Source organism: Marinobacter sp. 1-4A (genome assembly GCF_016597725.1).
Classification (GTDB): Bacteria; Pseudomonadota; Gammaproteobacteria; order Pseudomonadales; family Oleiphilaceae; genus Marinobacter.
On sequence record NZ_VCGY01000011.1, the window covers coordinates 34,684 to 52,937 of the forward strand.

General features: G+C 52.8%; 17 protein-coding genes and 1 tRNA gene. 6 read left to right on the forward strand and 12 right to left on the reverse strand.

Annotated elements, in window-relative coordinates; genetic code table 11:
• Positions 1-13: 13 nt before the first annotated feature.
• From FE845_RS17420 to rnr, 5 genes are all read right to left on the reverse strand, one after another.
• Positions 14-880 (reverse strand): hypothetical protein, encoded by an 867-nt coding sequence (locus FE845_RS17420; protein WP_200367544.1) that lies wholly within the window; start codon positions 878-880, stop codon positions 14-16.
• A 26-nt stretch (positions 881-906) separates the two neighbouring features.
• The gene (gene rpsR, locus FE845_RS17425; protein WP_114613426.1) at positions 907-1,137 is read right to left on the reverse strand and encodes a 30S ribosomal protein S18; all 231 of its coding nucleotides are present in this window, start codon (positions 1,135-1,137) and stop codon (positions 907-909) included.
• Positions 1,138-1,162: 25 nt separating this feature from the next.
• On the reverse strand, positions 1,163-1,606 hold the full coding sequence (gene rpsF / locus FE845_RS17430; RefSeq protein ID WP_200367546.1) for a 30S ribosomal protein S6: 444 nt from the start codon (positions 1,604-1,606) through the stop codon (positions 1,163-1,165).
• 230 nt (positions 1,607-1,836) lie between these two features.
• On the reverse strand, positions 1,837-2,574 hold the full coding sequence (rlmB, locus tag FE845_RS17435) for a 23S rRNA (guanosine(2251)-2'-O)-methyltransferase RlmB (RefSeq protein ID WP_200367548.1): 738 nt from the start codon (positions 2,572-2,574) through the stop codon (positions 1,837-1,839).
• A gap of 15 nt (positions 2,575-2,589) precedes the next feature.
• Complete coding sequence (gene rnr, locus FE845_RS17440) at positions 2,590-5,121, reverse strand: ribonuclease R (protein ID WP_200367550.1); 2,532 nt, start codon at positions 5,119-5,121, stop codon at positions 2,590-2,592.
• A 254-nt stretch (positions 5,122-5,375) separates the two neighbouring features.
• On the opposite strand from rnr, the gene FE845_RS17445 reads away from it, so the two are divergent.
• Positions 5,376-5,462: transfer RNA gene (locus FE845_RS17445), tRNA-Leu, on the forward strand.
• Positions 5,463-5,597: 135 nt separating this feature from the next.
• Here the strand turns inward: FE845_RS17445 and FE845_RS17450 are convergent.
• The 4 genes from FE845_RS17450 to mpl all read right to left on the reverse strand — a co-directional run bounded on the left by FE845_RS17450 (position 5,598) and on the right by mpl (position 10,949).
• Positions 5,598-7,478 carry a hypothetical protein gene (locus tag FE845_RS17450; protein ID WP_200367552.1) on the reverse strand — a complete coding sequence of 627 codons (1,881 nt, stop codon included), beginning with the start codon at positions 7,476-7,478 and terminating at the stop codon, positions 5,598-5,600.
• Positions 7,479-7,621: 143 nt separating this feature from the next.
• Positions 7,622-8,761, reverse strand: a complete 1,140-nt coding sequence (locus tag FE845_RS17455; protein WP_200367553.1) for an acyl-CoA dehydrogenase family protein — start codon at positions 8,759-8,761, stop codon at positions 7,622-7,624.
• An 85-nt stretch (positions 8,762-8,846) separates the two neighbouring features.
• Positions 8,847-9,530 (reverse strand): flavin prenyltransferase UbiX, encoded by a 684-nt coding sequence (locus FE845_RS17460; protein ID WP_320159704.1) that lies wholly within the window; start codon positions 9,528-9,530, stop codon positions 8,847-8,849.
• Positions 9,531-9,554: 24 nt separating this feature from the next.
• Positions 9,555-10,949 carry a UDP-N-acetylmuramate:L-alanyl-gamma-D-glutamyl-meso-diaminopimelate ligase gene (mpl, locus tag FE845_RS17465; RefSeq protein WP_200367555.1) on the reverse strand — a complete coding sequence of 465 codons (1,395 nt, stop codon included), beginning with the start codon at positions 10,947-10,949 and terminating at the stop codon, positions 9,555-9,557.
• 155 nt (positions 10,950-11,104) lie between these two features.
• On the opposite strand from mpl, the gene FE845_RS17470 reads away from it, so the two are divergent.
• From FE845_RS17470 to FE845_RS17480, 3 genes are all read left to right on the forward strand, one after another.
• Positions 11,105-12,367, forward strand: a complete 1,263-nt coding sequence (locus FE845_RS17470; RefSeq protein ID WP_200367557.1) for a 6-phosphofructokinase — start codon at positions 11,105-11,107, stop codon at positions 12,365-12,367.
• Positions 12,368-12,613: 246 nt separating this feature from the next.
• Positions 12,614-13,159 (forward strand): hypothetical protein, encoded by a 546-nt coding sequence (locus FE845_RS17475; protein ID WP_227714475.1) that lies wholly within the window; start codon positions 12,614-12,616, stop codon positions 13,157-13,159.
• Between the two features lie 2 nt (positions 13,160-13,161).
• Positions 13,162-13,791 (forward strand): hypothetical protein, encoded by a 630-nt coding sequence (locus FE845_RS17480; protein ID WP_200367559.1) that lies wholly within the window; start codon positions 13,162-13,164, stop codon positions 13,789-13,791.
• 116 nt (positions 13,792-13,907) lie between these two features.
• Here FE845_RS17480 and FE845_RS17485 read toward each other — a convergent pair whose 3' ends face one another.
• The gene (locus FE845_RS17485) at positions 13,908-14,150 is read right to left on the reverse strand and encodes a GrxA family glutaredoxin (protein WP_200367567.1); all 243 of its coding nucleotides are present in this window, start codon (positions 14,148-14,150) and stop codon (positions 13,908-13,910) included.
• A 194-nt stretch (positions 14,151-14,344) separates the two neighbouring features.
• Here FE845_RS17485 and FE845_RS17490 point away from each other — a divergent pair, with 194 nt between their 5' ends.
• Positions 14,345-14,788 carry a YqaA family protein gene (locus tag FE845_RS17490; protein ID WP_200367569.1) on the forward strand — a complete coding sequence of 148 codons (444 nt, stop codon included), beginning with the start codon at positions 14,345-14,347 and terminating at the stop codon, positions 14,786-14,788.
• Here FE845_RS17490 and FE845_RS17495 read toward each other — a convergent pair.
• Positions 14,728-16,173 carry an ABC1 kinase family protein gene (locus FE845_RS17495; protein ID WP_200367571.1) on the reverse strand — a complete coding sequence of 482 codons (1,446 nt, stop codon included), beginning with the start codon at positions 16,171-16,173 and terminating at the stop codon, positions 14,728-14,730. The two genes, FE845_RS17490 and FE845_RS17495, sit on opposite strands and share 61 nt — an antisense overlap.
• A 345-nt stretch (positions 16,174-16,518) precedes the next feature.
• On the opposite strand from FE845_RS17495, the gene FE845_RS17500 reads away from it, so the two are divergent.
• Positions 16,519-17,610, forward strand: coding sequence for a GGDEF domain-containing protein (locus FE845_RS17500; protein ID WP_200367574.1), 1,092 nt, complete (start codon positions 16,519-16,521; stop codon positions 17,608-17,610).
• Here FE845_RS17500 and lipB read toward each other — a convergent pair.
• Positions 17,607-18,251, reverse strand: coding sequence for a lipoyl(octanoyl) transferase LipB (lipB, locus tag FE845_RS17505; protein WP_200367576.1), 645 nt, complete (start codon positions 18,249-18,251; stop codon positions 17,607-17,609). The two genes, FE845_RS17500 and lipB, sit on opposite strands and share 4 nt — an antisense overlap.
• Between the last annotated feature and the right edge of the window lie 3 nt (positions 18,252-18,254).

An 18,254-nucleotide genomic window follows, 5' to 3' on the forward strand; every position in this document is an offset into this window, starting at 1 on the left:
ACCTCTTCGTGCTTTATTCAGCTGGCCCGGCAGGCTTTATTCGCCCCCGAATGTCCAACCAGCTATCCACAAAAGCCAGAACCACTAACAGAATCATCAGGCTTGGGCCCAGAAGGACCAGCGCAACGTAAAACATTGCAAGCCACTGGCTGCTCAGGTTTTTACGCCCAACAATGCCGTGTATAAGCGCCAGCCCCGCCAAAAACATTGGCGTTCCGGCTACCCAGACCAGCAACATGGCATTCAGCCCAAGAAACGGGCCAAAAACCATGGTGGCGGTAAGCACTGCAGCAACCGCGGGTGACAGCTTGAGACTGTGGAACTCCTTGCGGAAACCGCCAGGGTTGTACAACCCCGACTGCCACGATCTTGCCAGCATTGTCATGCCCACGCCGACTGCCAGATAACTACCGGCCATGCTGGCGTTCATAGTGTCCCGTATAACCGTCTCGAGATCACTCCCAAGCGAACGGGCCACTTCAGCATTGTACTGCTCGTAAAAACCAACCCCGGCGCGAACGAGCTCGTCCATCAGACCCGGGTACGCCATGGGCAAGACAAGCCCCATAACGATCGCCAGAAAGCTCCCTCCTAGAAGGGCTCTCTCCCAAGACAGCGTTGTTCTCAGCATGGATGCCATCAGCATCACTTGCAGCAGCACCGCCAAAGCCGTCGGATCGCCTCCAAACACACTCCAGCCAAGCGCTGGAAGCAGTGCCCAAAGACCGATATTGAGTCCCTGGCTGATACCGAGCCTGAGAATAACCAGACCAACAACCGCTGCACCTATCCAGAACAGCAAAGGTACTGCAGTTGTTACTGCCGCTACCCCGCTGGCCTGCAGGGGACCGCGCATTACAAATTGTGCCAGTGCACGCATGGTCCCAAGTCCTGTTTATCTGTTACTTAGTTATCGTGGCTGTCCGAGTACGGCAGCAGTGCCAGGTAGCGGGCGCGCTTGATAGCGGTAGCCAGCTGACGCTGATAACGTGCTTTTGTGCCGGTAATACGGCTAGGCACGATTTTGCCGGTTTCTGTGACATAACCTTTCAAGGTGTCCAGATCTTTGTAATCGATCTCTTTAACACCTTCTGCCGTGAAGCGGCAGAATTTACGACGTCTGAAAAAACGAGCCATAACGTAACTCCTCAACTCCGGTTAATTACTCTTCTTCGTCCTGAGACTCAGCTGTCTGATTCTCGTCTTGGCGCTCGCCGTGACTATCATCAGAAGATTCAGCTGAACGACGCGGACGATCATCTCCGCCGGAACGACGGTCCTCACGGGACTCAGCGGCTTTCATCGGAGACATATCAGTAACGGCTTCATCGCGACGTAGAATCAGGTCACGGATAATGGCGTCGTTGAACCGGAAGTTGTGAGTCAGCTCGTCCATTGCTGCCTGTGAACATTCAACGTTCATCAGCACATAGTGAGCCTTGTGGATCTTGTTGATCGGGTAAGCCATATGACGACGGCCCCAATCTTCCAAACGATTTACCTTGCCGCCATCTTCAGTGATGAGGCTGGTATAACGCTCGATCATCGCGGGCACTTGCTCGCTCTGATCCGGGTGTACCATAAATACGATTTCGTAGTGACGCATGAGTTCTCCCTACGGTTTAAACAGCTTTCTCTAATTCGCGGACTGGCCGGGAAGCATGAAAGCAAGGAGGTGGCAGCCGAAGCCGCCGGTTTTTTTGCTCTATCAATAAGGCTTTACGAGAAAGGCTTGATCAAAAGCGAAGCCTTGCACGCCCGATTAAAGACAATACAAAACCTTCCCCTGAAAAAGGGGTCACGTATTCTAGGCGTACGCGGCCTTCTGTGCAAGAGTTAGCCAAGGCGTTGGCGCAAAGCCTCGTACAAGCAAACACCTGTGGCTACGGACACATTCAGGCTATCCACGTGGCCAAGCATGGGGATGTTAATCAGTTGATCGCAGTGTTCTCTCGTGAGCCGACGCATACCTTTGCCTTCGGCACCCATCACAAGCGCAATCGGGCCTTTGAAATCTGCCTGATACAAGGTTGCTTTTGCTTCACCAGCTGTACCGACCAACCAGACTCCCTGATCCTGCAAAGTACGCAGAAAACGCGCCAAGTTCGTTACGCGTACAAACGGTACAGTCTCTGCCGCACCGCAGGCGACTTTGCGAGCGACCGGAGTCAATGAAGCAGATTTATCTTTGGGTACAATAACCGCCTGCACACCAACCGCGTCACAGGTACGCATGCACGCACCCAGATTGTGGGGATCGGTTACGCCATCCAGCACCAATAAGAATGGAGGCTTGTCACTCGCTGCGAGCTGGGCCAGAAGATCGTCTTCACTCCACTCCCTACTCTCGCTAACCGCAGCAACAACACCCTGATGAACCCCACCAACGCGCTCATCGAGCTCACGGCGATGAACAACCGCCCATCGAACACCCAGCTCTTCTAGTGTGTCCGTGATGGTTTTTACACGCTTATCCTGCCGGCCAGTCTGAATCCAGACTTGCTGTAGCCTTTCTGGCTCACGCTTGAGAACAGCCTCAACCGCGTGCCAGCCAAATACAAATTCTTCAGACACTGATTCGGCTTCCTATTACTTATCTGTCTTGCGCGACTTCCGCGGTCTGCTGGGGCCTGCGGGCTTTCCCGACGCTTTTTTCGGCTTCTTACCGGCTTCGCTAGCTGCATCCGCTACCAATTGGGCTTTCGCACTGCGAGGCTTGCTCGCACTTGCAGGCTTATCTTTTTTGCCGGGCTTTTCACCCTTCCCGGATTTAGCCCCAGAGGGCGCACCTCCGCGACCACGGCCTTTCTCGGAACGCTTCCCATCTTTGCCACGCGGGTCACGCTTGGCAACGCTCAAAGCGTCACGATCCGCTTGCCGACGCTTCGGCTCGCTGACCAACTCCAAATCAATCTTGCGATCCTCCATGCCCACCCGCACGACACGAACACGCAATTCATCTCCCAAGCGGAAACTGATAGCCGTGCGCTCGCCAATCAAGCGATGCTTAGCAGGGTCATGATGAAAGTAGTCGCCATTGAGGGTAGAGACATGCACCAAGCCTTCGATGTACACGCCAGAGAGCTGAACAAAGAAACCGAACGGCACAACTGCCGCTATTACCCCGTCATACTCTTCGCCAACGTGGTCGCTGAGGAATTCGCATTTGAGCCACGCCATGACATCACGGGTAGCATCATCAGCGCGGCGCTCGGTCATGGACACGTGCTCGCCCAACTGCTCCATTTTGGCGTAATCGTAGGGGTACTCCACCAGCGTCGAATCAAATACCGCTGGCGACACAACATCTTTTGTGACTTCTGGATTGTGGATGCGAGACTTAATTGCCCGATGCACAATGAGGTCAGGGTAACGGCGAATCGGCGAAGTAAAGTGGGCGTAGCTTGGAAAACCTAGGCCAAAGTGACCACTCTCTTCCGGACTGTAAACAGCCTGACTCAATGAGCGCAACATAACCGTTTGGATAACGTTGGCGTCCGGCCGATCAACGATCTGGGACAGTAACGCCTGATAATCCGCTGAGGTAGGCTTATCACCACCGCCCAACTGCAGGCCAAGCTCACCTAGAAACAGACGCACCGAATTGAGCCGTTCTTCCGAAGGGCCATCATGCACTCGGTATAGCGCTGGCATTTTGTGCTTTTTGAGGAATCGCGCCGCTGCCACGTTTGCGCACAGCATGCACTCCTCTACAATTTTATGGGCGTCGTTACGGTGTACCGGCACAATCTCTTCGATTTTGCGCTGCGCATCAAAAACAATGCGGGTTTCCGTCGTTTCAAAATCTATAGCGCCGCGCTCCGTTCGAGCTTTGCGCAGCAGCTTATAAAGATCGTACAAATGATGTAGGTGTGGAAGTACGTCGGCATACTGAGCAGACAAGCGATACCCGGGCTCGGAATCTGGCCGCTCCAACATATCGCTGACTTTGTTGTAAGTAAGCCGCGCATGGCTGCGCATAACCGCCTGATAGAAGGTGTACCCACTGATATTGCCAGCTGCGCTAATGGTCATGTCTGCCACCATGCAGAGGCGATCCACATCGGGGTTCAATGAGCACAAACCGTTGGACAGCTTCTCCGGAAGCATAGGCACCACGTGATCCGGGAAGTACACAGAGTTGCCCCGACGCAAAGCCTCTTCATCGAGCGGCGAACCTGTACGCACATAGTGAGAGACGTCAGCTATCGCCACCACCAAGCGATACGCACCCCGCCCTCTGGGCTCGCAGTATATGGCATCATCAAAATCCCGGGCCGTCTCATCATCAATGGTAACCAGCCGCATGTTGCGGATATCTACCCGGTTCTTTTTATCCTTTTCCTCCACCTCGGCAGCAATAGCCGCCGCCTGCTCGCCCACTTCGGTTGGCCAACTGTGAGGAATGTCGTAAGAGCGGATAGCCACATCAATCTCCATCCCAGGGGCCATATGCTCCCCTAAAACCTCGACTATTTTGCCTGTGGGCTGGGTACGAACCGTAGGCTGGCGCACAATATCCACAACAACATATTGCCCCGGGTAGGCGTCGCCTACATGCTCATCCGGTATCAGCACTTCGTGGTTAATGCGGGCATTTTCTGGCACTACAAACGCAATACCACTTTCTTTAAAGAAGCGCCCAACCGTTTGGTGAGTGCGATGCTCAATAACATCAACAATAACACCTTCACGTCGACCCTTTTCATCTACCCGATCTACCCGGGCGGCAACACGATCGCCGTGAAAAACTTGGCGCATTTGCCGCGCGGTGAGAAACAGATCCGACCCGCCGTCGTCTGGCACTAAAAACCCGAAACCGTCTTTGTGCCCGATAACACGACCGCTGACCAGATCAGCCTCTTCAATGGGCAGATACGCGTCACGGCGATTACAAATAAGCTGGCCGTCCCGGCACATGGCAATAAGCCGACGCCTGAGTGCTTCGATACCTTCCGGGTCTGCCTGACCAAGCTCGGAACACAATGTTTCGTGCGTTGCCGGCGCGCCCCGCTCTTTCAGGTGCGCAAGTATAAATTCCCGACTCTGAATCGGGTTGTCGTAATTTTGAGCCTCACGACCAGCATGAGGGTCTTTACGCTTTTTATTTCTGGAAACCATTAAAATCCTTGCTCAATGCGGCGCCACAGCGGCGCTGTTCATATTCATTTGCAACATAGTATACGTTGGTATACGCAACCTGCCTAACAACCCACCTTTTATAGGCACAAATACCTGCCGCCCACATAAGGAAAAAATGTTTGACAGCTTAAGCGGGAATTACTAAAGTACGCGCCATCAGATGAGTCATCACTTTCATCTTTGGCAGAAGTGTCCGGTTTTCAACTAACTAAGGGCAACTCTGCAAATCACCTGCCGAGGTGGTGAAATTGGTAGACACGCTAGCTTCAGGTGCTAGTGGGGGCAACCCCGTGGAGGTTCAAGTCCTCTCCTCGGCACCATTTCTCTCTCCGAGAAATGAGCATTCCCATACTGATCAATTATCGCCGACAGACCACATCAGGCATCACTGCATGCTTTTTTGGGTGCTTTTGTCTATGCGCAAGGTAAGCTCCCTAGCACCGCGAAGCCGCTGGTCATTCCAGCAGCTCGACAAGGTATTCCGATAGGTTTTGGTAACGATAGGCTACCCGTGCAAATACGCCGGAGGGCACCTTCTCAAATTCCCGACCACAAGCACGACCGCCGCCATAAGTCTTAAGGAACGCCTCCTGAATAAGATTGGGGGTGCCGCCTCGAGGGGTTTCGCTGGTTCTTGCGGGATAATACAACGCCCACTCAAAACCATTCTCAGCATCTACATTGCTAAGCTGTGACAGTTGTGGCGCGAGGAACCCGTAACTTAGAGGCCGATTAAGGCCGGCTCGGGTATCAAACTCCAAAGAAAGCCCAACAAACCCAACTGGCTGGGGCTCGTAGCCAGAGAATGCATACTCGTGGAACCCTGTAACTACCTGCGCTGCGTTCTCTGCATCCACTTTCTCTTCAATCGTGCAGCTTTGGAGCCCGCCGCTGTAAATCATTGATTCCAGCTCAACACCGTCTTCCAATAGCTGGTAACCGGGGAAGCCAGCAGGTGCATTGGAAAGCTCAGGGACCAAGGTGCGAGTTGAAGTGCCACCTTGCGGGGAGGTCTGCGCAACCAATTCTCTCAGCTGGCCGTTGTCAAAGTTCCAGCTATAAGTTACCTCCGGGCTTCCTCCCAACTCTGTCGACCCGGGCACTACGCCTTCATTCTGGTAGCAGGTGGTGACGGTTTCGAAGCTGGCCGAGCGGTTAGCCCAATCAAACACCAAGCGCTCATCAACGCCGGGGTTATCATAGGCAATTTTGCTTTGTGGCGACAAAGATGCAGAGGGCAACCACTGAGTGCTTAGTTGTGCCATATACCCATTAACGCTGACCAACCTTGCAATTTCTTGCATGGAGGGCGCAAGACAGCCTTCTGAAGATATGGACTGCAAGCGCCCGTCCTCGCTGTAATCAAACGTCAGCTCGGCGGAAATCAGTAAATCCGAACGGTTGGCCGGAAGCTTGTCTGAGCGGTCTGGCTGGGCATAGATTTGCTGGCTTGTCAGCAGCAGCGGATCACTCAATTCCAGCGGCACCTGAGGCAAATCAATCAGGTCAACATCCACGTTTGCATAGTTACCCTGAGCCGCTGAATCGACAGCGGCAATCACATCACCCGCGTTCTGTACCATAGATACGCCCAGCAAAAACGCCGCAGGACGAGTTAGCAGGCGCTCGGTGCCATCGCTATCAGGCTTGGCCAGTAAATCGTTATAGGCATCCGGAAATTGGCTGGCCATAAAGCGTGCCATAGCTCGCGCGTAGGCATGGGCCTGATCGTCTTCGGCAAGCACATAGTCTCGCAATAGGTTGATGCCTACCAGACTGGCCAACGACGAATCTGCTGTCCCAAACAAGGACTCCAAAGCTATAAGGCGGCGGAATCGGGCAAGGGTTGTAAGCGGCGTAATATTGCGAACACCCGGCTCTGCCGAGAGCATAAACGCGCGGGGAACAGCAACATCCCCGCTGCGGGTTTGTTCTACCGTTTTACCGGGAAGCGCTAGAGCGTGGAGGGGAAATGCGCGCGGATCAATATTGGGGCCGATCTTCGGCTCGATCGCGAGCTCTGATGTATCCAGCGTAAACTGACCACCTTCGCCACTCATGGCAGTTGGCTCTCCGGAAGTCAGGACAACCTTGCGCCCGGAAGCCAGCTCATACTCCATTGGCCCAGGTGTGTACTGGCTGTCGCCATCCATATCCAGCCATACGCGAGCATTTTTCAGGTAGCCGTCTATCACCCTGCCGGTATAGGGTGCCGGATCGCTGTATTGCACACCGTCAAAGTCGCGCCCGTCTTCCGGCAGCTCATCAGATTCCTTGCCGCAACCGGCAATGGCGAGAAAAAGTACAGAAACAGGCAGGAATATAAGGGGTCTCATCACGGCAACCGTTTATCCTTGTTAGAGGTTGTGCCGATACTTTAGGGGATGTGGCGGCCAGAGACCTTGATAGGTTTGGCAATCTGTAAAGATTGGTAACAAGAAAACCCCGGGAATGACCCCGGGGTTTCGTTTAGAGCCGCTTAAAACGCCCGCGCAACGATCTCTTTCATTATCTCGTTGGTTCCGCCGTATATGCGCTGAACCCTCGAATCAGCCCAGGCGCGGGCAATCGGGTATTCCCACATGTATCCGTAGCCGCCATGCAACTGAACACATTCATCCATAACCCGGCACTGCAGGTCTGTTGTGTACTGTTTCAACATAGCCGCAGTAGGAATATCGAGCTTCTTATCAAGGTGAAGCTCAAGGCAGCGATCGGTGAATACTCTGGCGGCGGTTATTTCTGCTTTCATCTCCGCCATTTTGAAACGAGTGTTCTGGAATTTAATCACCGGCTTACCAAAAGCTTTACGCTCTTTCACGTAATCCAGCGTCCACTGCCAAGCGGCTTCTGCGGCAGCAATAGCTGTTAGTCCGATCTGCAAACGCTCGGCAGGCAGCTCCTGCATCAACTGAACAAAGCCCTGCCCTTCTCTGGAGCCCAAGAGGTGAGTAACCGGAACTTTTACATCCTGAAAAAACAGCTCGGATGTGTCCTGAGCTTTCATGCCCACTTTATTCAGGTTCTGCCCTTTTTCAAACCCTTCCCAGGCGGATTCAACCAGCAGCAAGCTGATGCCTTTGGCGCCCTCTTTGGGGTCAGTTTTGGCAACAACAATCACTAGGTCAGCCATCTGGCCATTGGTGATAAAGGTTTTGGAACCATTCAAAATATAGTGGTCGCCATCCTTTAACGCAGTCGTTTTTACGCCCTGCAAATCGGAACCGGCACCCGGCTCACTCATAGCGATAGCGGTAATGATTTCGCCAGAGGCCATCTTAGGCAGATAGTGTTTTTTCTGCTCTTCCGAGCCGTGATTCAGAATGTAGGGAGCAACGATGTCGGAATGCAATGTCCAGCCGATGCCAGAAAGACCCGCGCGGGAGACTTCTTCCATAATCACCGCACTGTAGCGGAAGTCTGCACCTACACCGCCATATTCTTCAGGCATGGTTGGGCACAGGAATCCCAACTCACCGGCTTTCTGCCATAGTTCGCGGCTGACCTGACCATCTTTTTCCCACTGCTCGTGGTATGGCGCGGCCTCTTGCTCAAGAAATTTCCGGACAGAATCACGAAAGCCGTCAAGGTCTGCGTCGAAGAGCGTACGTGGAATCATGGTAAACCTCAGTCAGTGAACAATGTTGTAATTAACGTTCACCAAGTCTCTTCTGGCAGCCACAATTGCTCAATGGTTAAAACCATCAATCCTGCTGACCAAAACCATCGTTGCGGTCCACTTTGGCATTAACCCGAGCCTCGCCCCAGCGGGGCATTAAGTCTTGAGGCAAATCTAGGTGGTCAAGAAGTCGGGCCACAATAAAGTCCACAAGATCCTCCACAGACTCCGGCCTATGATAGAACCCCGGACTGGCAGGCATGATGACAGCACCCATTTGGGTCAGCCGCAGCATGTTTTCCAGATGCACTTGCGAGTACGGAGATTCGCGGGTCACTAGAATAAGTTGGCGTCGCTCTTTAAGAGCTACATCACCGGCACGCTCAATCAGATTATTACTGGCTCCGGTGGCCAGTGCTGACAGGGTTCCGGTGCTGCAAGGGCAGACCACCAAAGGTGCCTTTTCCCCAGACCCGGAAGCGGGAGGCGAAAACCAGTCTTCGCGCCCAAACACCAATACTTGCCCGGGCTGGGCAGATGCGTATTCCGATAACGCTTTTTGCATAGCTGACGGGCTTCCCGGCAGCTTTAGTTCCGTTTCAGTCGCGATAACAATCTGTGCTGCCTTGCTCACCATTACGTGAACCCTGCAGCCTGCTGCCACCAGACATTGGAGCAGGCGCAGCCCATACTGGGCACCGGAAGCCCCGGTGAACGCCAGATTTATAGTTCGAGCTTCCGACAGACTATCGGGCGTATTTTGAGTCAACGATATAACTCCTTGTGAGCCGGTTTAGCCATGGATACGTTCAAGCTCGGCTATGAGCTTACCGTGAATGCCACCAAAACCACCGTTGCTCATGACAACGATGTGGCAGGGGCTCGGCAGATCAGCCGTTACACGCTCGATCAGCCCTTCTACACTAGTCTCTACAAGGTGCTTTCCGGAGTCCGGGTTATCGGCCTGCCATGCGGAGACCAACTCCGGTAGCCAGTCCATGTTGTTCAGATTGGCCCAATAGACTTTATCTGCCAACGCGGCACTCGGCAGTAACCTATGCTGGTGAACACCCTGTTTCATCGTATTAGAGCGGGGCTCGATAAGAGCAATAACCGGCTCCTCGCCCACCTGATTGCGCAACCCGTCCAGCGTTGTTTCTATGGCCGTTGGGTGATGGGCAAAGTCGTCGTAGACCTTCACGCCGCCAACGTCTGCAAGCAGTTCCATACGACGCTTCACACCGGAAAAACGGCACAGCGCCGCCACCGCATAATCCGGCGTTACGCCCACATGTTTTGCCGCCGCAATAGCTGCGAGAGCGTTGCGAACATTATGCAGGCCCGTTTGGCTCCACTTCACCACGGCAACGGGCTGTTCATGGTGAACAACCATAAATCGACTGCCATCCTCGGATAACAATTCCGCACGCCAATCAACCGAAGCGGCTATTTCGCTACCGATAGCCATATCCTGCACCGGGCTCCAGCACCCCATAGCAAGAGCTTTGTCCAGATGCTCATCCAAGCTCGGCCGAATAATCAATCCTTGGGAAGGAACCGTACGAACCAGATGGTGGAACTGACGCTCAATCGCTTCAACATTGTCGAAAATATCGGCGTGATCAAACTCAAGATTATTCAGGATAAGAGTATGGGGGCGGTAATGAACAAACTTGGAACGCTTGTCAAAAAAGGCGCTGTCGTACTCATCGGCTTCAATGACAAAAAAGTCGCTGTCACCAAGGCTGGCCGAAACCGGAAAATCCTTGGGCACCCCACCCACCAAATACCCCGGAGCAAGCCCTGCCTGATCTAAAATCCAGAGCAGCATGGCGGTGGTGGTGGTTTTTCCATGGGTACCGGCCACCGCCATAACCCAACGGTGCCGAAGCACTTCGCGGGCGAGCCACTCGGGGCCAGACATGTAATCAATATTGCGATTGAGCACGGCTTCCACCTCGGGATTGCCCCGGGACATCGCATTGCCAATCAGCACCAGATCAGGCTTTGGCTTCAGGTGCTCTGCACTAAAGCCATCCATCAGGCTGATACCTTGCGCTTCTAACTGGGTACTCATGGGCGGATAAACGCCCTGATCAGAACCGGTAACCCTGTGGCCAAGCTCCCTCGCCAGAACAGCCAAGCTGCCCATGAATGTGCCACAAATCCCCAGTATATGAATATGCATTCGCCGACTGTCCTCTGCGTTGAAACCCGACAAGCCTCCCGTATCCGCCCCATCCCGTCAAGAGCATCGCTATCCGCATTTCCAGCCATGAAAATCATCAGCATTTGACGTATCATCTGCGCCATTGTCGAACCAGCAGGAGGTTCCATCCCGAGATGGCCATCAAGAACGCATTCTACGCTCAGTCTGGCGGTGTTACCGCCGTCATCAACGCCAGTGCCTGCGGGGTCATCCAGACCGCGCGCAAGCATCCGGACAAAATCGGCAAAGTATTCGCCGGGCGCAACGGCATTCTGGGCGCACTGTACGAGGAGCTGATTGATACCAGCCTCGAAAGTGACGAGGCCATTCAGGAGCTGATTCACACCCCCGGCGGTGCTTTCGGGTCCTGCCGTCACAAGCTGAAAAACTTCTCGGAAAATCGCCGGGAGTACGAGCGTCTTATTGAAGTATTCCGCGCCCACGATATTGGCTACTTCTTCTACAACGGTGGTGGTGACTCTCAAGATACAGCCTATAAAGTCTCCCAGATGGGCGAAAAAATGGGTTACCCCATTACGTGCATCGGCGTTCCCAAAACCGTTGATAACGACCTACCGTTTACCGACTGCTGCCCGGGCTTTGGCTCCGTCGCCAAGTACATTGCGACCTCCACTTTGGAAGCCAGTCTGGATATCAAATCCATGTGTGAGACCTCCACAAAGGTGTTCATTCTTGAAGTGATGGGTCGTCATGCGGGCTGGATTGCCGCTTCCGGTGGACTGGCCGGCCAGGGCGAGGGCGAGCCACCCCATATTATTCTGTTCCCGGAAATTCCGTTTAACCGCGAAGCCTTTCTGGAGCGAGTCGATTTCTGCGTAAAGGAATATGGTTACTGCGTGGTGGTTGCTTCTGAAGGCGCCCAGTACGAAGATGGCCGCTTTCTGGCCGATGCCGGTGCCAAAGATGCCTTCGGCCACACCCAGCTTGGTGGCGTAGCGCCAGCTCTGGCCAATATGGTCAGGCAGGCTCTGGGGCACAAGTATCACTGGGCGGTTGCCGACTACCTGCAGCGCAGCGCAAGGCACATTGCCTCAGCTACAGACGTTGAGCAGGCATACGCAGTTGGCAAGGCAGCGGTGGAAATGGCACTGGCCGGAAAGCAAGCGATCATGCCCACTATTGTTCGCGAAAAAACAAAGCCTTACGTCTGGTCAATTGGTGAAGCTCCGCTTAGCGAAGTGGCGAATCAGGAAAAGAAAATGCCTATTCACTACATCACAGATGACGGCTTTGGCATTACAGAAGAGTGCAGGGACTATCTCGAACCGCTCATTGCTGGCGAGAGTTTTCCACCCTTCGAGAACGGCCTGCCCAAGGTTGCGAAGCTCAAAAACACCCTGACAGAAAAGAAGCTGAAGACCAGTTTTCAGCTCTGATTGAATTAACGGTTAGTACACCCTCATACTCCCATTAGCCAACAAACGCTTCATCAAGAATGCCCGGGAACGCTGCTGCTTTTGCCTTCAGGAAGCAGCAGCATCGGCTGATTGAGTTTGTGAGCACTAACTTCATCAATGTTATGTATCATCTCACGGCATTTAAATTTATGGTTTTCTAAAATAGACTTCTTCTAACTAGCGCAAGTCTGGTTGCAAAAGGACATTCAGCCAAAGGAACTGGCAATGACAGATCTCTCCATATCTCCACAAGAGCGAGCACTCCTAGCTCAGAAAAACCTAGAGAAATTCTGGCTCAGTCGTCTTCGTAAACAAGACCCTATCGCACGAATTGGATACGGCCTTTGGTGCAAATCCGCTGACGACCTAAAGCGCGAAATAATTCTCGGTGACGCCGAATACTGGGCTCATAAAGGTTTTCCATATTGGGAATTCATGGCCCGCTCCACTGTAGTGAACATCTCAGTAGGACTTCAGAAAGCTGGATTTAAAGGCACTGTCGCAGAAATGCGGATGAAAGTTAGAGAAGTGGGCCTAGAAGTCGCTTGGCACCACGCGATGTCGGTTGAAAGGGATTACAAGAAAAAGCTCGGTACCGAGCCAGGGTTATTGAGCAAAAAGCAGATCAGTAAATACCACCATATTGCATTCTCACTGTTCGGAATCCCTCCAGACTCCTACGGAGGCACATGGTTTGGCGCAGTGCCGGATAATTGGGAGTTAGAGTTGTACGGTAACCTATACTGTCACGACTGCGATACCTCAGATTGACCATGAAAGCGCTCACCTACCTACTAATTGGGATACTGAGCTTAAGTGCTTGCACGTCCCAAAATGCCACAAGCATAGATAACGCAGGGTCTTTTCTCTGTATACCTCCAGAGTACGCGGTGTTCATTGGCGAAACAGGCACATCCTCTGCTGAATTTGACTCGCAAGGCGGCGGCTACAACGTTAGTATTTTCCTGAATCAAAACACCGTCTCCCAGCTCGTCCCGGAGTATAAGTCCGAAACGAACATCGGCGGCAGAGTTCGAAAGCACGCTTTATACATAACGCTGTCGCCAAGTGAAGAAATAAATCAGGCTGTACCCGACGCTCCTACCAAGGATCTGCTGGATGGGGAAATGCAATTACTCGCAGTTAAGGCAGATACCTTTTCATGGCAGGTCATACAAAAGACCGCCAAAAATCAACAGCATTGGGGCACTTGCGCCGACCTGCCCACTGAACCAAAATCGTTCCGCTGCCTCAGAGATCTGATTATAGAAGGATTAGGATTAACCTACCCAATCAGTCAGGAAAACCTACACGTCTACCCAGCGATTGACGCTCTTTTACAAGAAAAAGTAGCGCAGTGGCGCTGTGCCTCTAGCGGTATCCCGATCGAACAGCAGCTGTAACACGGCTCTTTCGGCCACAGAAAAGCCAAGATATTCACCTTTCAGCAATTCAGAGCATGAGATGATAAAACTTATTCTCACCCTATCTTTGAGCCAATTGACAAGATAGGGGTGTGTTATGCCTCCAATTGACGCACATAGCTGGAGAACTCGTCGTAGCCACCTATGTACCTGTCACCCACTAGAATCTGGGGAACCGTATAAACCGGGCGGCCAATTTTGTCAGCAATGTCTTCTTTGGTCATGTCATGCTCGATCATATCGACCCAGGTATACGGCATGTTGCGAGACTCGCACAAACTTCTTGCACGCACGCAAAACCCGCAGCTTGAACGACCGTAAATTGTTACCTGCTCCATAAAACTCTCCGGAATACTTAGCCCGAGACACATCTTGGGCTATAAAAAAGGGTGTTAAAACTCTTAAAATCATGATGACATGATTGAGCAAGATTGAAAATTGAAGCTTTGAATGCCCACTATAGTATCGGAACATACGTAGAGGGCTTCAGCTGCAAAAAGGAGGAACACCCCATCACCGCTAGGAGAACTCTGTGGTTTACCTGACATTATTTCTGACCTCGTTTGCGGCGGCCACACTACTGCCAGCCTATTCGGAAATACTGACAGGCACACTGGTTGTTCAGGGGTACCCTATGCTGTGGCTGTGGGTTTGGGCCACGCTGGGCAACACCTTGGGATCCGTGGTTAACGGTATTATTGGCAGGCAGATCGACCGTCTAAAGCACAAGCGCTGGTTTCCGATTAGCGAGACCCAACTCCACAAAGCGAGAAACAGCTTTAACCGCTATGGCCAATGGTCTTTGCTTTTAGGCTGGTTGCCCATAGGCGGCGACGCGCTAACGTTGGTAGGCGGCGTAATGCGCGTGCCTTGGCTCAACTTTATTGTGCTGGTGGGCATTGGTAAGGGGATACGTTACGCCTTTGTGATTTGGCTGGTTGCCGAAGCATCGGGCTTATCATCTCCCTCGCCGTAAAGGTATTTGCGTAACAAGGGTTCGCCATTGAACTCCGAGTGCAGCACGGCGATAAAGGTATACACCCCGATGAGTTTACGGTTTAGGAATACAAACTCACTGGGCGGCACTCGAAAGTAACGGCTTATGGCTGACCTTGCTGCCTGACGGGCAACCCTCGACGGCAGATCGCTTTGCTTCCAGCGGTATTGGCCTTTGCTGTTAACGGCGTAATCTGGCCAACTTTCGTGATCACTAGACAGCGGCTCCAGAACCGACATACACACCTGACCAAACTTCTCCAGCACCTCTGTAGGCCACTCGGTGTTCATGAAACGCAACTTTACGCCGCCATCAATCACTGCATTCAGATCGTTTTCGTAAGAGGCACGAATCATCTGGATAACCGGGTCGAGAAACTCTCGCGAATACGACTGTACCGCACCAAAATCCAGCAGCACTATACGGTCGTGCTCCACGCCCTTGCCTTCCTCGCCCGCAATGCGAATACGGTAATTGCCGAAGTTGGGATCCGTTTGGATTTCACCCCAGTCGAACAGCTCACGGAAGAAGAGCTCCAGCGCAGCCTTTCCTAATGCGCTTCGGCGTTCTAGCGATAATTCCCGAACCACATCAGCGCTGACGGAATGACCATGCTCGTAGGTGGACGCAATCACCTGCCCGCCGGAATACTCTGGTAGCACTCGGGGAACCACAAACCGGGGGTCCTCCTTTAGCATCTGTCGGAATTTCTCGGTGGTACGGGCCTCAAGACGGTAGTCTACTTCCCGGTGCATCATCTGCCGCACCTCTTCCAGCCAATCCTCAAACTCAGGCCCAAAGCTTACCAATCGAGCCACTCTAAGTAGCTGGGCTACCGCGTTTAAATCGCTGTCTACCGCATCTGCAACACCGGGATACTGAACTTTCAGCACCAATTCCAGACCATCGCTACGCCGTTTTGCACGGTGCACCTGTCCTAACGAAGCAGCACCAATGGGTTCGGGGTCTATCTCCAGTTCGGCAAGTTGCTCACTGCCAATTTCGGCTTTGAGTACACGTTCAATGGCCGACCACTCCAGCGAAGTTGTCTGGTCTTCCAGAGTATGCAAGGCTTCGGTGACCTCTTCGGGCAAGAAGTGCTCACCATACAGCGCCATCACCTGACCGATCTTAACCACACTGCCTTTGAGTTTACCCAGCTCATCAACCAAAAGGTGCGCCTGTTTGGATAGCATGGCGCGGTGACGCTCATCCCGTTTCTCTTTGCTGCTGAACCAGTTGGTCGCCATGTGCGACGCGACACGCGTACCGGCAAAGAGCCCCGCGCGAGTTAGGCTCAGCCGGCGTTCAAAACTGCCTGTTTTTATGCGGGAGACTGAATTACCTGAGCGTCTGGATGACATGTATGACCTGTCCGAATCTGAGAATTTAAAAAGCTGACTGAATCTCTGATCTAATGTCTTAACCTAACAGCTGTGGGTGACCACTGTCATTATACGGATACCACAGCCAACTGACCTCTCCAATTCGCCCCGAACCTCCGGCGTGGCGGCCATTGTTCGCCGAGGCCCGCCGGTTTATACATGTTCGCCTGGCCAAAAGCCCTACTCGCAAATCAGGTCATTTGCTGGCATTTGGCAGGCTCTGCCCCTGCTTTTACGTTTTGACACAACGCTTGTATTGAATAGGGTCTATTATTCAACGCGCAATCAAAATACTGATTATTATCAATAGAACCGGCTCATTTTATGCCAGACATTGCACCAAAGGTTCCAGCTAAGAAGCTGTCTCAGTATCGGGTATCGGGCGAAATACCGGTTCCGGTTCTGATCAACTGGCTGAGCATTGCCGCCGTGCCATTGCTGGCATTTTTTGCCTTCCGCTCTATGGGTCGGGGGGAGCATATTACATCGGCTCTGCTCATATTGTTTGCCACACTGATGCTTAGCAACCTGCTGGTATACGTTGCATGTGGCCACAAGACCTTTCAGCGCCGAGCATTTATAGTCCTAACAACCATTATGTTCTGCTATCTGGCAATTTTCGCCTTAGAGGATGGTTCAGCCATTGTTTGGCTCTTTGCCTATCCACCTATCGTATTTTATATAAGCGAGGCACGAGTTGGTGTCGGTACTTGTGTCATGGGCTTTACGGGAGTCATTCTGTTATTTAGCCCACTTGCCGTACAATTACTGGAGTTGCCCTATAGCGCCAGTTTTCGGATAACTATGGTGGTGGCGCTAGGTTTTGAGATGGTCACGTGCTACATACTTGATCGGAGCCGGCGACGCAGTAAGCTCGGTCTTCTGGCGATGGCCAAGGAGTTCGAATATGCCGCAAAGCATGACGCGCTTACCGGGCTTGCAAATCGGCGCGAGGCTTTGGACCAACTGGAGGCAGAGTATGAGCGCTATCTGCGTAGTAAGAGGCCATTCTCTGTGCTATTGGCAGATATTGATCTGTTCAAGAGTGTAAACGACACTTACGGACACCACGTAGGTGACGAGCTAATTGTTTTGGTAGCAGATACATTGCGCGAGCAGTGCCGTAAGGTAGACACCATCGCTCGCTGGGGCGGTGAGGAGTATCTGGTGCTACTCCCGGAAACCGCAGAAGACGAAGCGGTGAAAATTGCCAATCGAATCCGTGAAGCGATTGCTAAAAAAGCCATAACCGTTGAACAAAACGCTGTGCAGTGTACAGCGAGCCTCGGAGTAGCCAGCATCAAAGGCGCTGAGACTATCGACAAGCTTCTTCAGCGTTCAGATGAAGCCCTCTACCGTGCCAAGACTCTAGGCCGTAACCGAGTTTGCGCCCATCAAGATGAAAAAGCGGTCTAACCCTGTCTGGTACTACGGTAACTCACCGACGAATCGCCCAACCCTGAAACCAACTGGGCTACCAGCCGCTTTTCGATATCATTCATACACACAGGCACAACAAAATCGCGGATTTGGCACATAGCCAGCCCTGCGTAACCGCAAGGGTTGATTCGCCGGAACGGCTCCATGTTCATATCCACATTCAACGCCAAACCATGGAAGGAGCAGCCCCGACGAACTCGCAACCCTAGCGAGGCAATTTTTGCATCACCTACATAAACACCCGGCGCATCCGGTCGAGGCCTTGCTGTGACGCCAAGTTCTGCAAGCGTGCGCACCAAGCCCTGCTCGATGATATCAACCAGACCTCTCACCCCTATCTTGCGACGAGTGAGGCCAATCATGAGATAAACCACCAACTGGCCGGGGCCGTGGTAGGTTACCTGACCTCCACGGTCCACCTGAATCACAGGAATATCGCCCGGCGCCAAAATGTGTTCTGCTTTGCCAGCCTGACCCTGAGTGTAGACTTGAGGGTGCTCCAGACACCAGAGTTCGTCGCTGGTATGCTCGTCTCTGTGCGCCGTGAAGCTTTTCATCGCCTCCCAGGTTTCCAGATAGGGCTGCCGCCCCAACGATCTGACGATCAATTCAGGCATTGC